Here is a 14,173-nt window from a genome sequence, read left to right on the forward strand (position 1 = left end):
CGCGCCCCTGAAAACGCGTCCCTAAGAAATTTCCGCGAAGCGTTCCAGCGCCTCTACCACCATTGCGTGGTCCTCCAGTTGGGGGAGGCCCGAGACCACCACCGTGCCGATTACGCCGGCGCCCTTCACTGTGATCGGGAAGGCTCCGCCGTGGGCCGCGTATGTGTCGGGGTCCAGGCGGGAGGAGTCCTCGAACGTCGTGTTCTTGGCTCGGAAGCGGGTGCCGATGAGGAGGGACGAGGCGGCGTAGCGCTCGACGACCCGGCGCTTGCGGTCGATCCAGGCGTCGTTGTCCGGGGTGGAGCCGGGGAGGGCGGCGTGGAAGAGCTGCTGGCCTGCCCGGCGGATGTCGATCGCGACGGGGGCGCCACGCTCCCGGGCCAGTTCGACCAGGAGCGTGCCGAGGGCCCATGCGTCGTCGTACGTGAAGTGAGGGAGCGTCAGGCGGCGCTCCTGCTCCTCCAGTTCGGCGATGGTCGGTGCGGCGACGGTCGGCGCGGCGTTCTCCGTGTTCGGGGTGGTCACAGGGTCACCGTCACGTTCTCGCGGGCCGAGCGGCGCGCGGCTTCCAGGACGTCCAGGGCGGCGGCGGCCTCCAGGGCGGTGACCGGGTTCTCGCCGGTGCCGCTCAGGGCGGCGGCGACGGCCGCGTAGTACGCGGGGTACGCGCCGGGCAGGGTCGGGACCGGTGTTCCGCCGCCGGTCACCGGGGATTCGCCGGAGCCGACGCGGCCCCACAGCTCCTCGGGCTCGACGCCCCACTCCTTCTCCCGGCCCGCGACCGGACGCTCGCCGTCGCGCAGGGCGGCCTCCTGGGGGTCGAGGCCGTGCTTCACGTAGCCGGCCTTCGAGCCCAGCGTGCGGAAACGCGGGCCGAGTTGGGCGGTCGTCGCGGAGACGTAGAGGTGGGAGCGGACGCCGTTCGTGTGCGTGATCGCGAAGAACGTGTCGTCGTCGGCCTCCGCACCCGCGCGGCGTACGTCCGACTCCGCGTACACCGTGGCCGCGGGGCCGAAGAGGACCAGCGCCTGGTCGACCACATGGCTGCCGAGGTCGTACAGCAGACCTCCGACCTCTGCGGGGTCGCCGGACTCGCGCCAGCCACCCTTGAGCTGGGGGCGCCAGCGCTCGAAACGGGACTCGAAGCGGTAGACGTCACCGAGGTCGCCCTCGGAGATCAGCTTCTGGAGGGTGAGGAAGTCGTTGTCCCAGCGGCGGTTCTGGAAGACGGAGAGCAGCAGCCCGCGCTCCTCGGCGAGGGCGGCGAGCTCGCGGGCCTCCGCCGCCGTGCCCGCGATCGGCTTGTCGACGACGACCGGCAGGCCGGCCTTGAGGGCGGCCGTGGCGATCGGGACATGCGTCTTGTTCGGGGACGCGATGACGATCAGGTCCAACTCGTCGGCGCGCGGCCACAGTTCGTCGGGGGTCGTCGCGATCCGTACGTCCGGGAACTCGTCCCTCGCCTGCTGCTGCCGGTCCACGTTCGACGTGACGACCGTGTCGAGGGTCAGGCCCTCGGTGGCGGCGATCAGCGGGGCGTGGAAGACGGAGCCCGCGAGGCCGTAGCCGACGAGGCCTACGCGGAAGGGGCCCTCGCGGACGGGGCCTTCGCCGAGGGAGGTGCCAGAGCCTGTACCAGTCATGCCCTCCACTTAAGCAACGCTGTTGCCAAAGTGCAAGCGCGGGGGACAATGGGGGTGTGGACGCACGCGATACAGGCGCACGTAGTGCAGGCGCACGTGGTACAGGGAGGATCTGAGTGGCTGGGATCGGGGCTGGTTCCGGAGCGGCCCGGGTGGGCGGCGGGGTGAACCTGCTCGCACTGCGCAGTCACAACGCCGCCCTGCTGCTCGATCTGCTGCGACGGGCCGGGCGTACGGGGATGAGCCGCCTCGAACTCGCGGAGCGTACGGGGCTGACGCCTCAGGCCGTCAGCAAGATCACCGCCCGTCTGCGGGAGGACGGGCTGGTGACCGAGGCCGGGCGCCAGGCCTCCACGGGCGGTAAGCCGCGCACGGTGCTGCGGCTGGTGCCGCAGGCCGGGCACGCGGTGGGGCTGCATCTCGACCGGGACGAGCTGCGGGTCGTGCTCGTCGATCTCACCGGGGCGGTCGTGGGGGAGCGGTGCGCTCCGCTGGATCTGGGGGCCGGGGCGGACGCCGTGTTCGATGTGGTCGTGGCCGAGTTCGGGGAGGTGGTGGCGGGGCTGGGGACGGGTGCGGAGGGTCGTGCCGTTGCCGCGTCCACCGTTCTCGGGGTTGGTGTTGCCATGCCTGGGCCCCTCGATCACATACATGGCGTGCTGCACCGGGTGACCGGGTTTCCCGAGTGGGACGGCTTTCCGTTGCGTGACGCGCTGGCTCGGCGGCTCGGGGTGCCGGTCGTGCTGGACAAGGACACGAATGCCGCTGCGCTCGGGCTGGCGGTCGGGGGTGAGGCCGGGGCCTTCGCGTATCTCCATCTCGGTACGGGGCTGGGGGCCGGGCTCGTCCTCGGTGGGGCCGTGCATCGCGGGTCCCGGACCGGGGCGGGTGAGTTCGGGCACCAGGTCATCCAGCTGGACGGGCCGCCCTGTTCCTGCGGCAACCGGGGGTGCGTCGAGGCGTTGTGCCTCGCGGCGGTGGCCCGGGGGGACGTGGACGAGGCGGCGCGTGTTCTTGGGGAAGGGGCCGCGAACCTGGTGGGGCTTCTGGACATCGACCTTGTGCTGCTGGGCGGGCGCACGGTTGCCGCGGAGTCCGCGCGGTTCGTGCGGGGGGTTGGGGCGGTTCTTGATGCTCGGGCTCGGCGGGAGGGGGTGGGGGCGCCTGTGCCCGTGCGGGTTGCCTCCGGCGGGGTGCGGGGGGTGGCTGAGGGGGCGGCTCAGTTGTTGTTGGTGCCGTTGTTTGGGCGGGCGGAAGGATGAGTGGGGTGCTTCCGCGGGTTCGGTGTCGGGTGCGGGTTCGTTGTGGCTGGTCGCGCAGTTCCCCGCGCCCCTAAAAGCGAAAAGATTGCGCAGTTCCCCGCGCCCCTGGAAGACAAAGGACTGCGCCGTTCCCCGCGCCCCTGGGTGGGGTGGGCCTGGCCCAGTCGTGCGGCTCGGCCTCGCCCGGTGCTGGACCGATCGGGCGCAACCCTCGCCCCCGAACGGACCCCGTGTCAGCGTGCCGAGGTCGGTCGGAGGGGGTGTCGTGGCAGGGTCCCGTGTCCATGCGACTGAGCAAGCCCGTTTGTCTCGCCGTCAGTGCTGCAGCCGCCCTCGCCCCTGTGCCCGCCGATGCCGCGGTGGGGGTGGATCAACGGCCGGGTCGGCCCACCTGTGCCGAGCCGGGGAACGGGGAGTTTCCCGTGCGGACGCGGATCCATGGCGGGCCCGCCGAGTACGACGCCGGGGGCGGGTTCCGGACCTGGTACATCGATCTGACCAACACCACCGACGCGACCTGCGGGAACATCCACCCGGTCGTCGTCCTCGTGGACGGGAAGCGGGCGTTGCGGCCGGAGCAGCCGCGGCTCGAGTTCTACGACGGGGAGCGGCCCCGCCCCGTCGACTTCGAGCGGACCGAGCAGGACGAGAACATCGGGGTTCTCGGCGTCCCCACTAGCCGAGGCGACCTATCCGCAGCCGATGGATCCGCAGGTGACCTATCCGCAGGCGATGGATCCGAAGCCGACGGGGCCGTAGTCGAAGAAGCTCCCTTCCCCGGGTTCACCGTGGCGCCCGGCGCCACCATCTCCGTCAAGGTGCGGCTCGCGGTCACGTCGGATGCCGTGGCCAACGACGTCGTCGCGCACGCGGCCGTCGTGCAGCGGCAGGGGGACGACGACGGCGACTGGGTCGGGCAGTCGAACGACTACCGCTTCCGCATCCTCGGCGAGGGCGAGGGCGAGGGCGAGGGCGAGGGAGACAGTGACGAGGGCGGGAAGGGGGAGGTCGGCGGCAAGGACGGTGCGGGCAGCACCGGCGGGCGGGACAGCGCCGACGCCTCCGGGCGCGTACCGGACGGGATTCCGTTCGCGGAGGAGCTGGCCCGGACGGGGCTGCACTCGGCCCGGGGGGTCCTCGCCGCGACGGCCGGCGCGCTGCTGCTCCTCGGCGCGGGACTGGGCGCGCTGCTCGTGGCCCGCCGCAGGCGCTGAGGGCGCTGAGGGCACCGCGGGAGCCGCGGGATTCTCTGCCCGGGCTGCCGGCCGCCCCCTCCACCAAGATCGGGCGGATGGCTAGTCTGGAGGCGTCGGCACACAGCTGTGACGGCGTCCCCACACCCGCGGCAGACCCGCACGGCTCACGCAGCACGCGTACGGCAGGAGACGGCACATGGCAGAGCGCAAGCCCATCGAATCGTGGCTCACCGACATGGACGGGGTGCTCATCCACGAGGGCGTGCCGATCCCCGGCGCCGACGCCTTCATAAAGAAGCTCAGGGAGTCCGGGAAGCCCTTCCTCGTGCTCACCAACAACTCCATCTACACGGCCCGTGACCTGCACGCCCGTCTGCGGCGGATGGGCCTGGACGTACCCGTCGAGAACATCTGGACGTCCGCCCTGGCCACCGCCCAGTTCCTGGACGACCAGCGCCCCGACGGTTCCGCGTACGTCATCGGTGAGGCCGGCCTGACCACCGCGCTGCACGACATCGGGTACGTGCTGACCGACCACGACCCCGACTACGTGGTCCTCGGCGAGACCCGTACGTACTCCTTCGAGGCCATGACCAAGGCCGTGCGGCTGATCAACGACGGCGCCCGTTTCATCGCCACGAACCCCGACGAGACCGGCCCGTCCGCCGAGGGCGCCCTGCCCGCCACCGGCGCCGTGGCCGCGCTGATCACCAAGGCGACCGGCAAGCAGCCGTACTTCGCCGGCAAGCCGAACCCGCTGATGATGCGCACCGGTCTCAACACCATCGGGGCGCACTCCGAGACCAGCGCGATGATCGGCGACCGCATGGACACGGACGTCCTGGCCGGCCTGGAGGCGGGCATGGAGACCTTCCTCGTCCTCACCGGTCTCACCACGTCCGCGGAGATCGAGAAGTACCCCTACCGCCCGTCCACGGTCGTCGACTCCATCGCGGACCTCGTCGACCGCGTCTGAGCCACCCGTGAGCCACCCGTTCGGGAGCGCCACCCGCCTGGGCGCGCCACCCGTACGGAGCAGTGGATCACCTCCCCGGATGCGCCCCCGTGCCCCGAGTAGGACGCTCCAGATATCTGGAGGTTCACGATGGGTTCACTGCGACTGACTCTCTGTGCCGGGGTGGCGGCCGCCGCCGCGCTCGCCCCCACCGCGTACGCGGCCGACGGGGGCGTCTCCGTGACGCCGGGGTCCCCCGCTCCCGGCAGCGACATCCAGCTGCGGGTCAAGGGCTGCTCCGGGATGTCCGGCACCGCCGCGTCCGAGGCGTTCGTCGCCGACGCGCAGCTCACCGGGACGCCCGGAGTCCTCACCGGCGAGACCCGCGTCCGCTCGACGCTCGACCCCGGCACGTACGACGTCAAGGTCACCTGCGACGGCTTCGAGGACAAGGTCAAGGGCGCCTTCACCGTCGTCGACAAGAAGCAGCGGGACAAGCAGGAGAAGAAGGAACAGCAGCAGAAGAAGGAACAGCAGGAACAGGAGGAACAGCAGGGGCGGAAGGAGAAGCAGCCCGGGGACTCGGCGGCTTCGCCCGTCGCGCCCGCCTCCCCCGTGGCGCCCGTCCACGCGGGCGGCGGCGGTACCGCGCGGCTCGCCGTCGTCGACGCCCGCTCGGAGGGGCCCGGCACCCGGCACGCGGTGGTCGGGCTGGTCCTGGCCGGTGTCGCCGCCGTCGCCGTGGCGGTCCGCAGTTCCCGTCGGAGTCGCGGGAGTACCCGCGGTACGGACTGACCGGCCATGTCCGACCGGGAGGACCGGGAACACAGCTCCGGCGGCGGCCGGCTGCTCATGGGCGTGGCCTGGGCGCTGCTGCTCCTCGGGCTGTGGCTGTGGGGCCGCGAGGTGACCGACGTGCGCCAGGGCATATCCGCGCCGACCACGGGTGACGTGGCGGCGGTCGGACGCCCCCTCGGTGTCGAACTGCCGCCCGCGGCCGAGCCGTTGGGGGACGCGCGGCCCCAGCGCGTGGACATCCCCGCGCTGGGCGTGCAGGCGCCCGTGGTGACCCGCGGCCTCGATCCGCGCGGGGCGATCGATCCGCCGCCGTACGGACAGGCGGGGACCGTCGGCTGGTACGGGGGTGGGGCGCGGCCCGGGGCGGCCGGGACCGCACTGCTCGTCGGGCACGTGGACACCGAGACCCGGCCGGCGGTCTTCTACCACCTCAGCGAGGTGCGGCCGGGCGAGACGGTCCGGGTGATCCGCGACGACGGCAGGGTCGCCGAGTTCACCGTCGAGGACGTCCAGGTCTTCACCCGGGACCGCTTCGACGCCGAGAAGGTGTACGGGACACGGCAGACCGGCCGCGCCGAACTGCGCCTGATCACCTGCGGCGGCACCTTCGACCGGTCCAGCCGCGCCTACACGGCGAACGTGGTCGTCTCCGCGTACCTCAGCGGCACGGGTCTGTGAGCCCCCCACCCCCAGGAAGCCTCGCCCGATCCCGAGAACCGACGCCGCGTACCGACGCCGCGTACCGACGCCGCGTACCGACGCCGCGTACCGACGCCGCGTACCGACGCCGCGTACCGACCCCCCCGTACCGCACCTGGCCCGGTCGACGACCCGCTCCCCCCGGAGCCGTCGACCGGGCTGGTCCTCGACCGTGGGCGCCCGGGCTGCGGGAGTAACCCGGCGGCCGGCACGGGAGGTTGAGGGGCCCGTCCGCGCGTCATCCACGCGCATCGGGATTGGTCCGACAGCCGGGGGCCGGGGGCCGGGGCCGTCTGATAAGACTCTAGTTCGGATGAGCGCTCCGGCCTAGAGTCTGATTGACGCCAAGTCCCGGTCCGGTGGCGCTGAGTTATATGCGCAGCTAGTTGCGGGTCTAGGCCGGTCCGCGGTGCTCGCGGCCCAGCTCCGCGATGTCCTGCGAGTCCGTGATCACGGCCGTCGCGACCTCGTCGATGGGCAGCCGGTTGCTGCGCGCGAACTGGCGCAGCGCGATGAACGCCTCGTCCATTCCGGTCCGCCGCCGCTCGGCGAGCATGCCCTTTGCCTGCTCGATGCGTACCCGGCTGGAGAGGGCCTCCTGCAGCTGGTCCGTCAGCGTCCGGTACCGGGCGAACACGCGGTGGTTGGTGAGCCCGAGGGCGGCCGCGTCGGCCAGGGTCTGCGCGAGGAGCAGCGCCGTGTCGTCCGCCGGGGACGGGGACGGGGACGGGGGTGGTGCCGGTGCCGGGGGCGGTGCCGCGGTCGGGCTGGCAGGCCCCGGCACGAACACGTTGAGGGCGCCGAGCGGGGTCCCGTTCCGGCGCAGCGGTACCGCGAAGGTGCTCCCGATGTCGTACCGCAGCGCCCGTTCCGTGAAGTCCGGCCAGCGCGAGGAGGCGTGGGCCGCGCGGATCGCGACCTGCGGGACGGGCTCTCCGCTGCCGTAGCTCTCCAGGCAGGGTCCGCCGTGGTGCTGGACCTCCAACAGGTCGAGCGCCAGCTCCTGTTGGCGGCTGCTCACGCCGAACGACACCGTCTCGCCGCCCTCGATCAGCATGATGCCGGCCGCCGAGGCGTCCAGGAGGTCCACACAGTGGTCGGAGAGCCGTCGCAGGTACGCCACCGTGTCGAAGCCCTCGGAGAGCGTGTCCGCGGCTTCCACGAGGGCGGCCCCCAGCTGGACCTCCCGACTGCTGTGGTGCATGTCCGCGCCCTTCCCGAGTCCGGCCACCGCCCCCGCACGTCCGTCCGGCGCCTACCCGGTGGGAAGGGGGTGTAACAGCTAGTGGACAAGGGGCGGACGAGCTCGTGGGCGGACCGACACGTATGTCAGGATTGGGACTTCGGACGGTGCACCCGAGGGGGAGTTTGATGTACGGGAGCAGGGGGGCTGTGTCTCTTTTCGCCACTGGGGGGGTGGCAAAGGCGTCCGTCGCGGTGGCCGGAGCTGTGCTGCTGCTGGCGGGGTGTTCATCCTCGGACGGTGACGGCGAGAAGGACACGTCGGGCGCCAAGGTGAGCCAGCAGCCCAAGGACAAGGACCCGTTCTGGGTCAATCCCGATGGGAACGCCGCTGAGCAGGTGGCCTCATATGTGAAGGACGGCAAGAAGGACGACGCCGAACTGATCCGCAAGATCGCCGAGCAGCCCACCGGTGAGTGGCTCACTCCGGAGAACGCCGAGCAGGAGGCGCGCGGTTTCACCGAGGCCGCCGCGAAGGCCGACCGGGACGCGCTGCTCGTCGTCTACAACATCCCGCACCGCGACTGCGGCCAGTTCTCCGGCGGCGGCGCCGCGGACGGCAACGCGTACCGGGGCTTCATCGACCAGGTCGCCAAGGGCATCGGCGACCGCGCGACCACGGTGATCCTGGAGCCGGACGCCGTGCTGCACATGGTGGACGGCTGCACCCCGGACGAGTTCCACGAGGAGCGCTACGACCTTCTGCGGGGCGCGGTCGAGAAGTTCAAGTCCCTGAAGAACACCAAGGTCTACCTGGACGCGGGCAACGCGGGCTGGGGCAAGACCGACAACATCGCCGAGCCGCTGAAGCTGGCGGGCGTCGAGCAGGCCGACGGCTTCTCGGTCAACGTGTCCAACTTCTACACGACGGCCGACAGCACGAAGTACGGCAAGGACCTGTCGTCGAAGGTCGGCAACAAGCCGTTCGTGATCGACACCAGCCGCAACGGCAACGGCCCGTACACGGAAGGCGATCCGGCGGAGAACTGGTGCAACCCGCCCGGCCGCGCGCTCGGCGAGTCGCCCACGACCAAGACCGACGACGACCTCGTCGACGCGTACGTCTGGGTCAAGCGGCCCGGCGAGTCCGACGGCACGTGCAAGGGAGGCCCGAAGGCCGGCCAGTGGTGGCCCGAGTACGCACTGAAGCTCGCGAAGGCGACCAAGTAACAGCCCACGGGCAACAGCCCGTAGGTGAACGCAGGCGACAGCCCGTACGTGACTGGGGGCGCCCTCCGCCAAGGAGGGCGCCCCCAGTCACATCACCTGTTCCGGGTCAGGGAACCTCGGGTCAGGGAACCTTGACCCACTGGGCCTTGCTCGGGGTGCCCTGGTCGTCCGTGACGAACAGCATGTACCAGCCGGACTCGACGAGGTTGCGGCTCTTGGGCACGGTGACCTCGATGCCGTTCTTCGTCTTCGTGAAGTCCAGCGCGATGGACCGCTGGTCGACGTCGGTGACGTGCGTCGACGCGCTCGGCCGGATCAGCCGGGCCGTCTTGATCGACGAGGCGTGCTGCGAGGTGAACGTCCCGGAGCCGCCGCGCTCGATGGTCTTGGGGCCGCCCGAGAGCGAGGGCCGCGAACCCTGGTACAGATACGGCGGCGTGTAGATCTCCACGCGCTGCTCGAACTTGCCCGGCTTGGTGTTGGCCTTGTCGGCGTAGAGCGAGTCCGAGCCGAAGAACATCACGCGGCCGTCGGGCAGCAGGATCGAGCCCGAGTGGTAGTTCCGGCCCACCAGCGGGTCGGCGACCCGCTGGAACTCGTTGGTCTTCGAGTCGTACATCCGCGCCTGGAGGATGTTGGAGTCACCGCGGCCGCGGTAGTCCTCCGAGCCGCCGGACACCAGCACGTCGTCGTTGGGCAGGATCGAGTACTGCGGATAGCGCGTACCCTTCTCCAGCTCGGGACCGTCCACGAACTTCGGGTCGTCGGCCAGCAGGTCGATGATGCGGGTCTTCTTGCTGGACCGTTCGGACTCGCCGACCCCGCCGCCGCCGATCACCATGTACTTCTCGTCCTGCGCGGGCGGCAGCAGCACCGTGCCCGCCGTCTCCAGGAGCTTCGGGTCGGACATGCCCTCGAGCTTGTTGAACTTGTTCGACTTGAGGTCCCAGATGCCCGGGTCACGGCCGACGTCGTCGGGGCCGTAACCGGCGTTCGCGCCCGAGTAGAACAGCTTGCCGTTCTGCATCAGGGAGATCGCCGGGTAGGTCGGGAACTGCCGGACGCCCTTGGTGTACGTCCACTTCTTGGTCTTCGGGTCGTACACCTCGTTCTTGCCCGGCACCAGCTGGCCGATCTCGTCGAGGCCGGAGAGGCTGAGGATCTTGCCGTCGGACAGGGTGGTGAGCGTCGGGTACCAGCGCGCCTCGTTCATCGGGTCGACCTTGATGTACTTCTCGGCGACCGGGTCGAACTCGTAGGCGTCCTTGATGCCCTGGAAGTCCTTCTTGTCCAGGGCGAGCTTCTCGGCGATGCCGTACGTGTTGCGCGCCTCGGCGCCCGACAGGCCCTGCACGCGGTAGTTGTCCTGCGTACCCGTCTCGTACTTCTTGCCGCTCTTCTGCGCCTCGACGTAGATCCGGCCCAGGCCGGGTTCGTTGCGCAGGAACTTGCCGGTGTCCGGGTCGAAGACCTTCTTGGCCCGCTCGACGACGACCGGGTCCTTGGACACGAAGGTCTTGCCGTTCTCCTTGCCCGTGAAGCGGGTGCCCGCGGGCAGGGTGATCGGCTTGTCCGGGTTCTCGTTGTGGACGACCATCAGGCCGCCCGCCTTGGTGATGTCGCCCTGGAGCTTCTCGTACCGCTTGGTGCCGCCCGCGATCAGCAGGTTGCCGTTGGGCAGTTGGGTGTGGCCCGTGCAGAACAGGTCGGCCGGCGTCGGGACCTTCTTGATCGTCTTCTTGACCGGGTCCCAGACACGCGTGTCGAACTTCTTCGCGTCGAAGTTGTCCTGGTTGTTGCCGGAGCCCGCGATCAGCAGGATCTTGCCGGTGTGCAGGAGCGCGGCGTGGATGGTGTTGAGCCGGTACTTCTCGGGGAACTCGACGACGTCCCACTTGCCGTTGTCGGCCTTGTACTCAGGTCTGTTGATCTTGTACTCGTGGTACTGGTCCGACCCGAAGCGGTAGAGCGCGGGCCCGTTCATCCCGGCCAGCGCAAGCACCACCGCCGCACCTATCGCGATGCGGCGGGCGCGGCGGCGGCTGGAACCGTCTTTCACTTCAATCCCCGTCTAACTTGTCGTGGTGGCTGGTGTGCAGGGCTTTTCGGCTGGGGGCTTGGGGCCTGGGCTCCGAGGTCCGGCGGCGGGGTCGCCGCCGGCCTCAGTTCCCGGAGTGATGCTGCCGTCCCCCGAGGGCGATCTGCACCGTCTGGTCGTTGCCCCCGCCTGCCGCCCAACTGGGCTTCTGCTGGGGCGTGTGCGGTGCGACCGGAGGCTGCTGTGAACTCTGTGGCTGGTGGGGAATGCGGCTGTCCTGCGGGGGCGCGGGCGGGTCCTGGGGACCGCCCTGCCGGTGCTTGCGCCCCTTTTTGTCCTGCCGCATCATCCAGCGCCAGGCGAACATCGGCGAGGCGGTGATGAGCAGCGCGAAGGTCGCCCAGATGATCATCGCCGGGTGGGCGTGACCGTAGACGAAGCCCGCGGCGATCGAACCGGCGAAGATCGCCATGAAGTACCAGTGGTACCGGAACGTCCCGAACCAGGTGTCCGGGCTCGCGGAATCGCCCTTCGGGGTGACCACGAACTTGCTCTTGCGACGCAGGACCGAGTCGATCAGCGCCTTCGCGTAGAGCGGCGCCGACAGCGCGGACATGATCATGCCGGCCACACCCCCGGAGCCCTCGGGCTCGTGCGGCGAGACGTTGTGACGGCGGTTCCAGACGTAGAGACCGATCTGCAGCGCGGAGGCGTTGCCGTAGAGCATCAGCCAGATCGCCGGGTCGATGTTCACACCTGAGGCGCCCAGGCCCAGGAACAGCGCACAGCTCAGCGCCGCCAGGATCCAGTTGAGGGCCGACATCGGGTAGAAGATGATCATCATCGTGTAGTTGAAGAGCTTGCTCGGCGGAAGCGAGTACCAGCCCTTCCAGTACTGCTTGAGGATCGTCTCGTACGTCCCTCGCGACCAGCGCATCTGCTGGGTGAAGAAGTCCGTCCAGGCGTTCGGGCCCTCACCGACGGCCAGCACGTCCGGCGTGTAGACCGAGCGCCACTTCCTGCCCGTCGCCGGGTTCTTGTGGCGGTGGATCTCGAAGCCGGTCGCCATGTCCTCGGTGATCGAGTCGTACAGACCGCCGATCTGCTTCAGCGCCTTGATGCGTACGGCGTTGGACGTGCCGACGAACATCGGGGAGCCGTAGGCGTTGCCGGCCCGCTGGATCAGCGCGTGGAACAGGAACTGCTGCGACTCGGCGGCCTTGGTGATCGGGTTGTCGTAGTTGCCGTAGACCTGCGGGCCGATCACGAAGCCGACGTTCGGGTCGCGGAAGAAGCCGAGCATCCGCTCCAGGTAGTTCGGCAGCGGTACGTGGTCGGTGTCGACCGAGGCGAAGTAGTCGTAGTTGTCGCCGTGCGCGTCCAGCCAGGCGTTGTAGTTGCCGTGCTTGGTCTTCGCGCGGTGCGGGCCCTTGGGCATGTTCCACTTCGCGACGCCCTTGCGGGAGAAGTGGTGCACGCCGAGGCGCTCGCAGACCTCCCGGACCTCGGGGTCGTTGCCCTCGTCGAGCAGCCAGACATGCATGAGGCCGCGGTGGCGGATCTTGACCGCGGCTTCGAGGGTCTTCGTCACCATCTCCAGCGGCTCCTTGCCGGGCACGAAGGAGGTGAGGAAGGCCACTCTCGTACCGGTCTCGGGCACCACCGGGATCGGGTCGCGGGCGACCAGCGTGGCGTGCGCGTTCGACAGCACGTTCATGCAGCGGAAGAGCTCGATCAGACCGATCGAGACCAGCATCACGATGTCGAGCGCCGGCAGGAAGTCGAAGGCCGGGTAGTCGCGTTCGGTCCAGTGCGCCGGCTGGAGCAGCCAGACGAGCAGGACGAGCGAGAGCAGTGGCGCGGCGCCCAGCATCAGGGCAGCGCGCAGCCGGTGCGGCTCCTGCGAGAGCAGCGAGCGGTACTGCACCTTGTACGGCTGGGTCGGATCGGGCTGTGTGAGAGGCCCCGCAAGCCTGCTGTAGTGCTCGTAGTCGTATCTCGGCAGTGTCTTCTTGATTCTCCGGAAGCTGCCGGTCCGAGTCTGTGACGGCACCCTCAGTTGGGTGGTCTCGGACGGATCGGAGTTCTGCCGGGCGCCCGTCGGCGTCGACGTCATGAGTCATCCCCCCACACGCGAACCATCGCGTGCTCGTTGTTCCGTTCGCCTGCTCATGTCCCCCTAGACATTCACAGGCGCATCAACAGCAGGCCCCCGCCACCACATCATCCACATACCCTATAGACACGGCGCACGGGCCTTCCGGTTGCATGATGCCCCCCTCGACATCCGTTCATGAACGGGGCCCCTATCCCCCGCCTTCGCACGCAACCGGTTCCTAGCCCCCAACTGCTCTGTAACCGCAGCCTCTTGTCGCCCAGGGTTCTACGCCGTTCACCATGATCGCAAGATGCGAAACATGGTGTTTACCGGTCATACGCGCTCATTGGGGTGTCTGATGGTCTCGTTCGGTGCGGTTGCGGTCAAGCGTGTACGGATGTTGCCGAAGTGTTCCCTTATCGAGTCCTCGGCCCTGGTCGCGTCACCGGAGCGCACCGCGTCGAGGATCTCCCGGTGCTGCCGGCAGGTGACCTTCGGATCCTGCGGCAGCCCCACGAGGTCCGTGCGTACGCGGTGGAAGGCGTCCCAGAAGGCCTCCAGGAGCTCGCTCAGCAGCAGGTTGCCCAGACCTCGGTAGAGAGTGGCGTGAAAGGCGCGGTCGGTGTCCGCGAGACCGGTGCCCGCGGCCGCCTCCGCGTCCATACGGTCCACCAGGGCGTCCAGTTCCGCGAGATCGTCCGCCGGGACCTTGCCCGCGAGCCGGACGATCAGCCCGGTCTCCACGGCCTCGCGCAGCTGCAGGAGCTGGAGCAGGCTGTCCTCGCCCCGGTAGTGCCCGGCGACCGTGCGGAAGGCGAGGCCCTCGATCATCGGGGCCATGGACATCGGCCCGACATAGGTGCCGAAGCCGTGCCGGATCTCGACGATGCCCATCGCCTGGAGCGCCTTCAGCGCCTCGCGCACGGAATTGCGGCTGGCGCCGAGCAGCTCCATGAGCTCGGGCTCGGTCGGGAGTACGGCGCCCGAGGGCAGCCGGCGGTCGATGATGAGCTTCTTGATCCGCTCCTGGAGGTCGCGCGCCATGGCCAGAGGGTAGCGGGCCGAAAGGGTT

At 69.8% G+C, this 14,173-nt stretch carries 12 protein-coding genes; 6 read left to right on the plus strand and 6 right to left on the minus strand.

Going from position 1 to position 14,173, the window contains the following annotated elements; translation table 11 throughout:
• Positions 1 to 21: 21 nt before the first annotated feature.
• Positions 22 to 525, minus strand: coding sequence for a heme-degrading domain-containing protein (locus tag ACIBEI_RS14810; protein WP_398888648.1), 504 nt, complete (start codon positions 523 to 525; stop codon positions 22 to 24).
• On the minus strand, positions 522 to 1,643 hold the full coding sequence (locus ACIBEI_RS14815; protein ID WP_398888650.1) for a Gfo/Idh/MocA family oxidoreductase: 1,122 nt from the start codon (positions 1,641 to 1,643) through the stop codon (positions 522 to 524). Before ACIBEI_RS14815 ends, ACIBEI_RS14810 begins: the two co-directional genes overlap by 4 nt.
• 116 nt (positions 1,644 to 1,759) lie before the next feature.
• On the opposite strand from ACIBEI_RS14815, the gene ACIBEI_RS14820 reads away from it, so the two are divergent.
• From ACIBEI_RS14820 to ACIBEI_RS14840, 5 genes are all read left to right on the plus strand, one after another.
• On the plus strand, positions 1,760 to 2,905 hold the full coding sequence (locus ACIBEI_RS14820; protein WP_398888652.1) for an ROK family transcriptional regulator: 1,146 nt from the start codon (positions 1,760 to 1,762) through the stop codon (positions 2,903 to 2,905).
• Between the two features lie 422 nt (positions 2,906 to 3,327).
• A complete protein-coding gene (locus tag ACIBEI_RS14825) occupies positions 3,328 to 4,119 on the plus strand; it encodes a hypothetical protein (RefSeq protein ID WP_398888654.1) in 792 nt (263 codons plus the stop codon).
• A gap of 178 nt (positions 4,120 to 4,297) precedes the next feature.
• Positions 4,298 to 5,077: an HAD-IIA family hydrolase gene (locus tag ACIBEI_RS14830; RefSeq protein ID WP_398888656.1), complete on the plus strand. Its 780-nt coding sequence runs from the start codon at positions 4,298 to 4,300 to the stop codon at positions 5,075 to 5,077.
• 129 nt (positions 5,078 to 5,206) lie between these two features.
• Positions 5,207 to 5,851 carry a hypothetical protein gene (locus ACIBEI_RS14835; RefSeq protein WP_398888658.1) on the plus strand — a complete coding sequence of 215 codons (645 nt, stop codon included), beginning with the start codon at positions 5,207 to 5,209 and terminating at the stop codon, positions 5,849 to 5,851.
• A gap of 6 nt (positions 5,852 to 5,857) precedes the next feature.
• The gene (locus ACIBEI_RS14840) at positions 5,858 to 6,532 is read left to right on the plus strand and encodes a class F sortase (protein WP_398888660.1); all 675 of its coding nucleotides are present in this window, start codon (positions 5,858 to 5,860) and stop codon (positions 6,530 to 6,532) included.
• A gap of 415 nt (positions 6,533 to 6,947) precedes the next feature.
• On the opposite strand, the gene ACIBEI_RS14845 is transcribed toward ACIBEI_RS14840, so the two are convergent.
• Positions 6,948 to 7,757, minus strand: coding sequence for an ANTAR domain-containing protein (locus tag ACIBEI_RS14845; protein ID WP_398888662.1), 810 nt, complete (start codon positions 7,755 to 7,757; stop codon positions 6,948 to 6,950).
• Positions 7,758 to 7,924: 167 nt separating this feature from the next.
• On the opposite strand from ACIBEI_RS14845, the gene ACIBEI_RS14850 reads away from it, so the two are divergent.
• Positions 7,925 to 8,965: a glycoside hydrolase family 6 protein gene (locus tag ACIBEI_RS14850; RefSeq protein WP_398888664.1), complete on the plus strand. Its 1,041-nt coding sequence runs from the start codon at positions 7,925 to 7,927 to the stop codon at positions 8,963 to 8,965.
• 121 nt (positions 8,966 to 9,086) lie between these two features.
• Here the strand turns inward: ACIBEI_RS14850 and ACIBEI_RS14855 are convergent, their stop codons facing one another.
• The 3 genes from ACIBEI_RS14855 to ACIBEI_RS14865 form a co-directional block, all read right to left on the minus strand.
• A complete protein-coding gene (locus tag ACIBEI_RS14855; protein WP_398888666.1) occupies positions 9,087 to 11,024 on the minus strand; it encodes a galactose oxidase-like domain-containing protein in 1,938 nt (645 codons plus the stop codon).
• Between the two features lie 103 nt (positions 11,025 to 11,127).
• On the minus strand, positions 11,128 to 13,119 hold the full coding sequence (locus ACIBEI_RS14860; protein WP_398888668.1) for a glycosyltransferase family 2 protein: 1,992 nt from the start codon (positions 13,117 to 13,119) through the stop codon (positions 11,128 to 11,130).
• A 315-nt stretch (positions 13,120 to 13,434) separates the two neighbouring features.
• Positions 13,435 to 14,145 (minus strand): FadR/GntR family transcriptional regulator, encoded by a 711-nt coding sequence (locus ACIBEI_RS14865; RefSeq protein ID WP_398888670.1) that lies wholly within the window; start codon positions 14,143 to 14,145, stop codon positions 13,435 to 13,437.
• Positions 14,146 to 14,173 lie beyond the last annotated feature (28 nt).

The sequence above is a fragment of the Streptomyces sp. NPDC050988 genome (assembly GCF_044456225.1).
Taxonomy (GTDB): domain Bacteria; phylum Actinomycetota; class Actinomycetes; order Streptomycetales; family Streptomycetaceae; genus Streptomyces.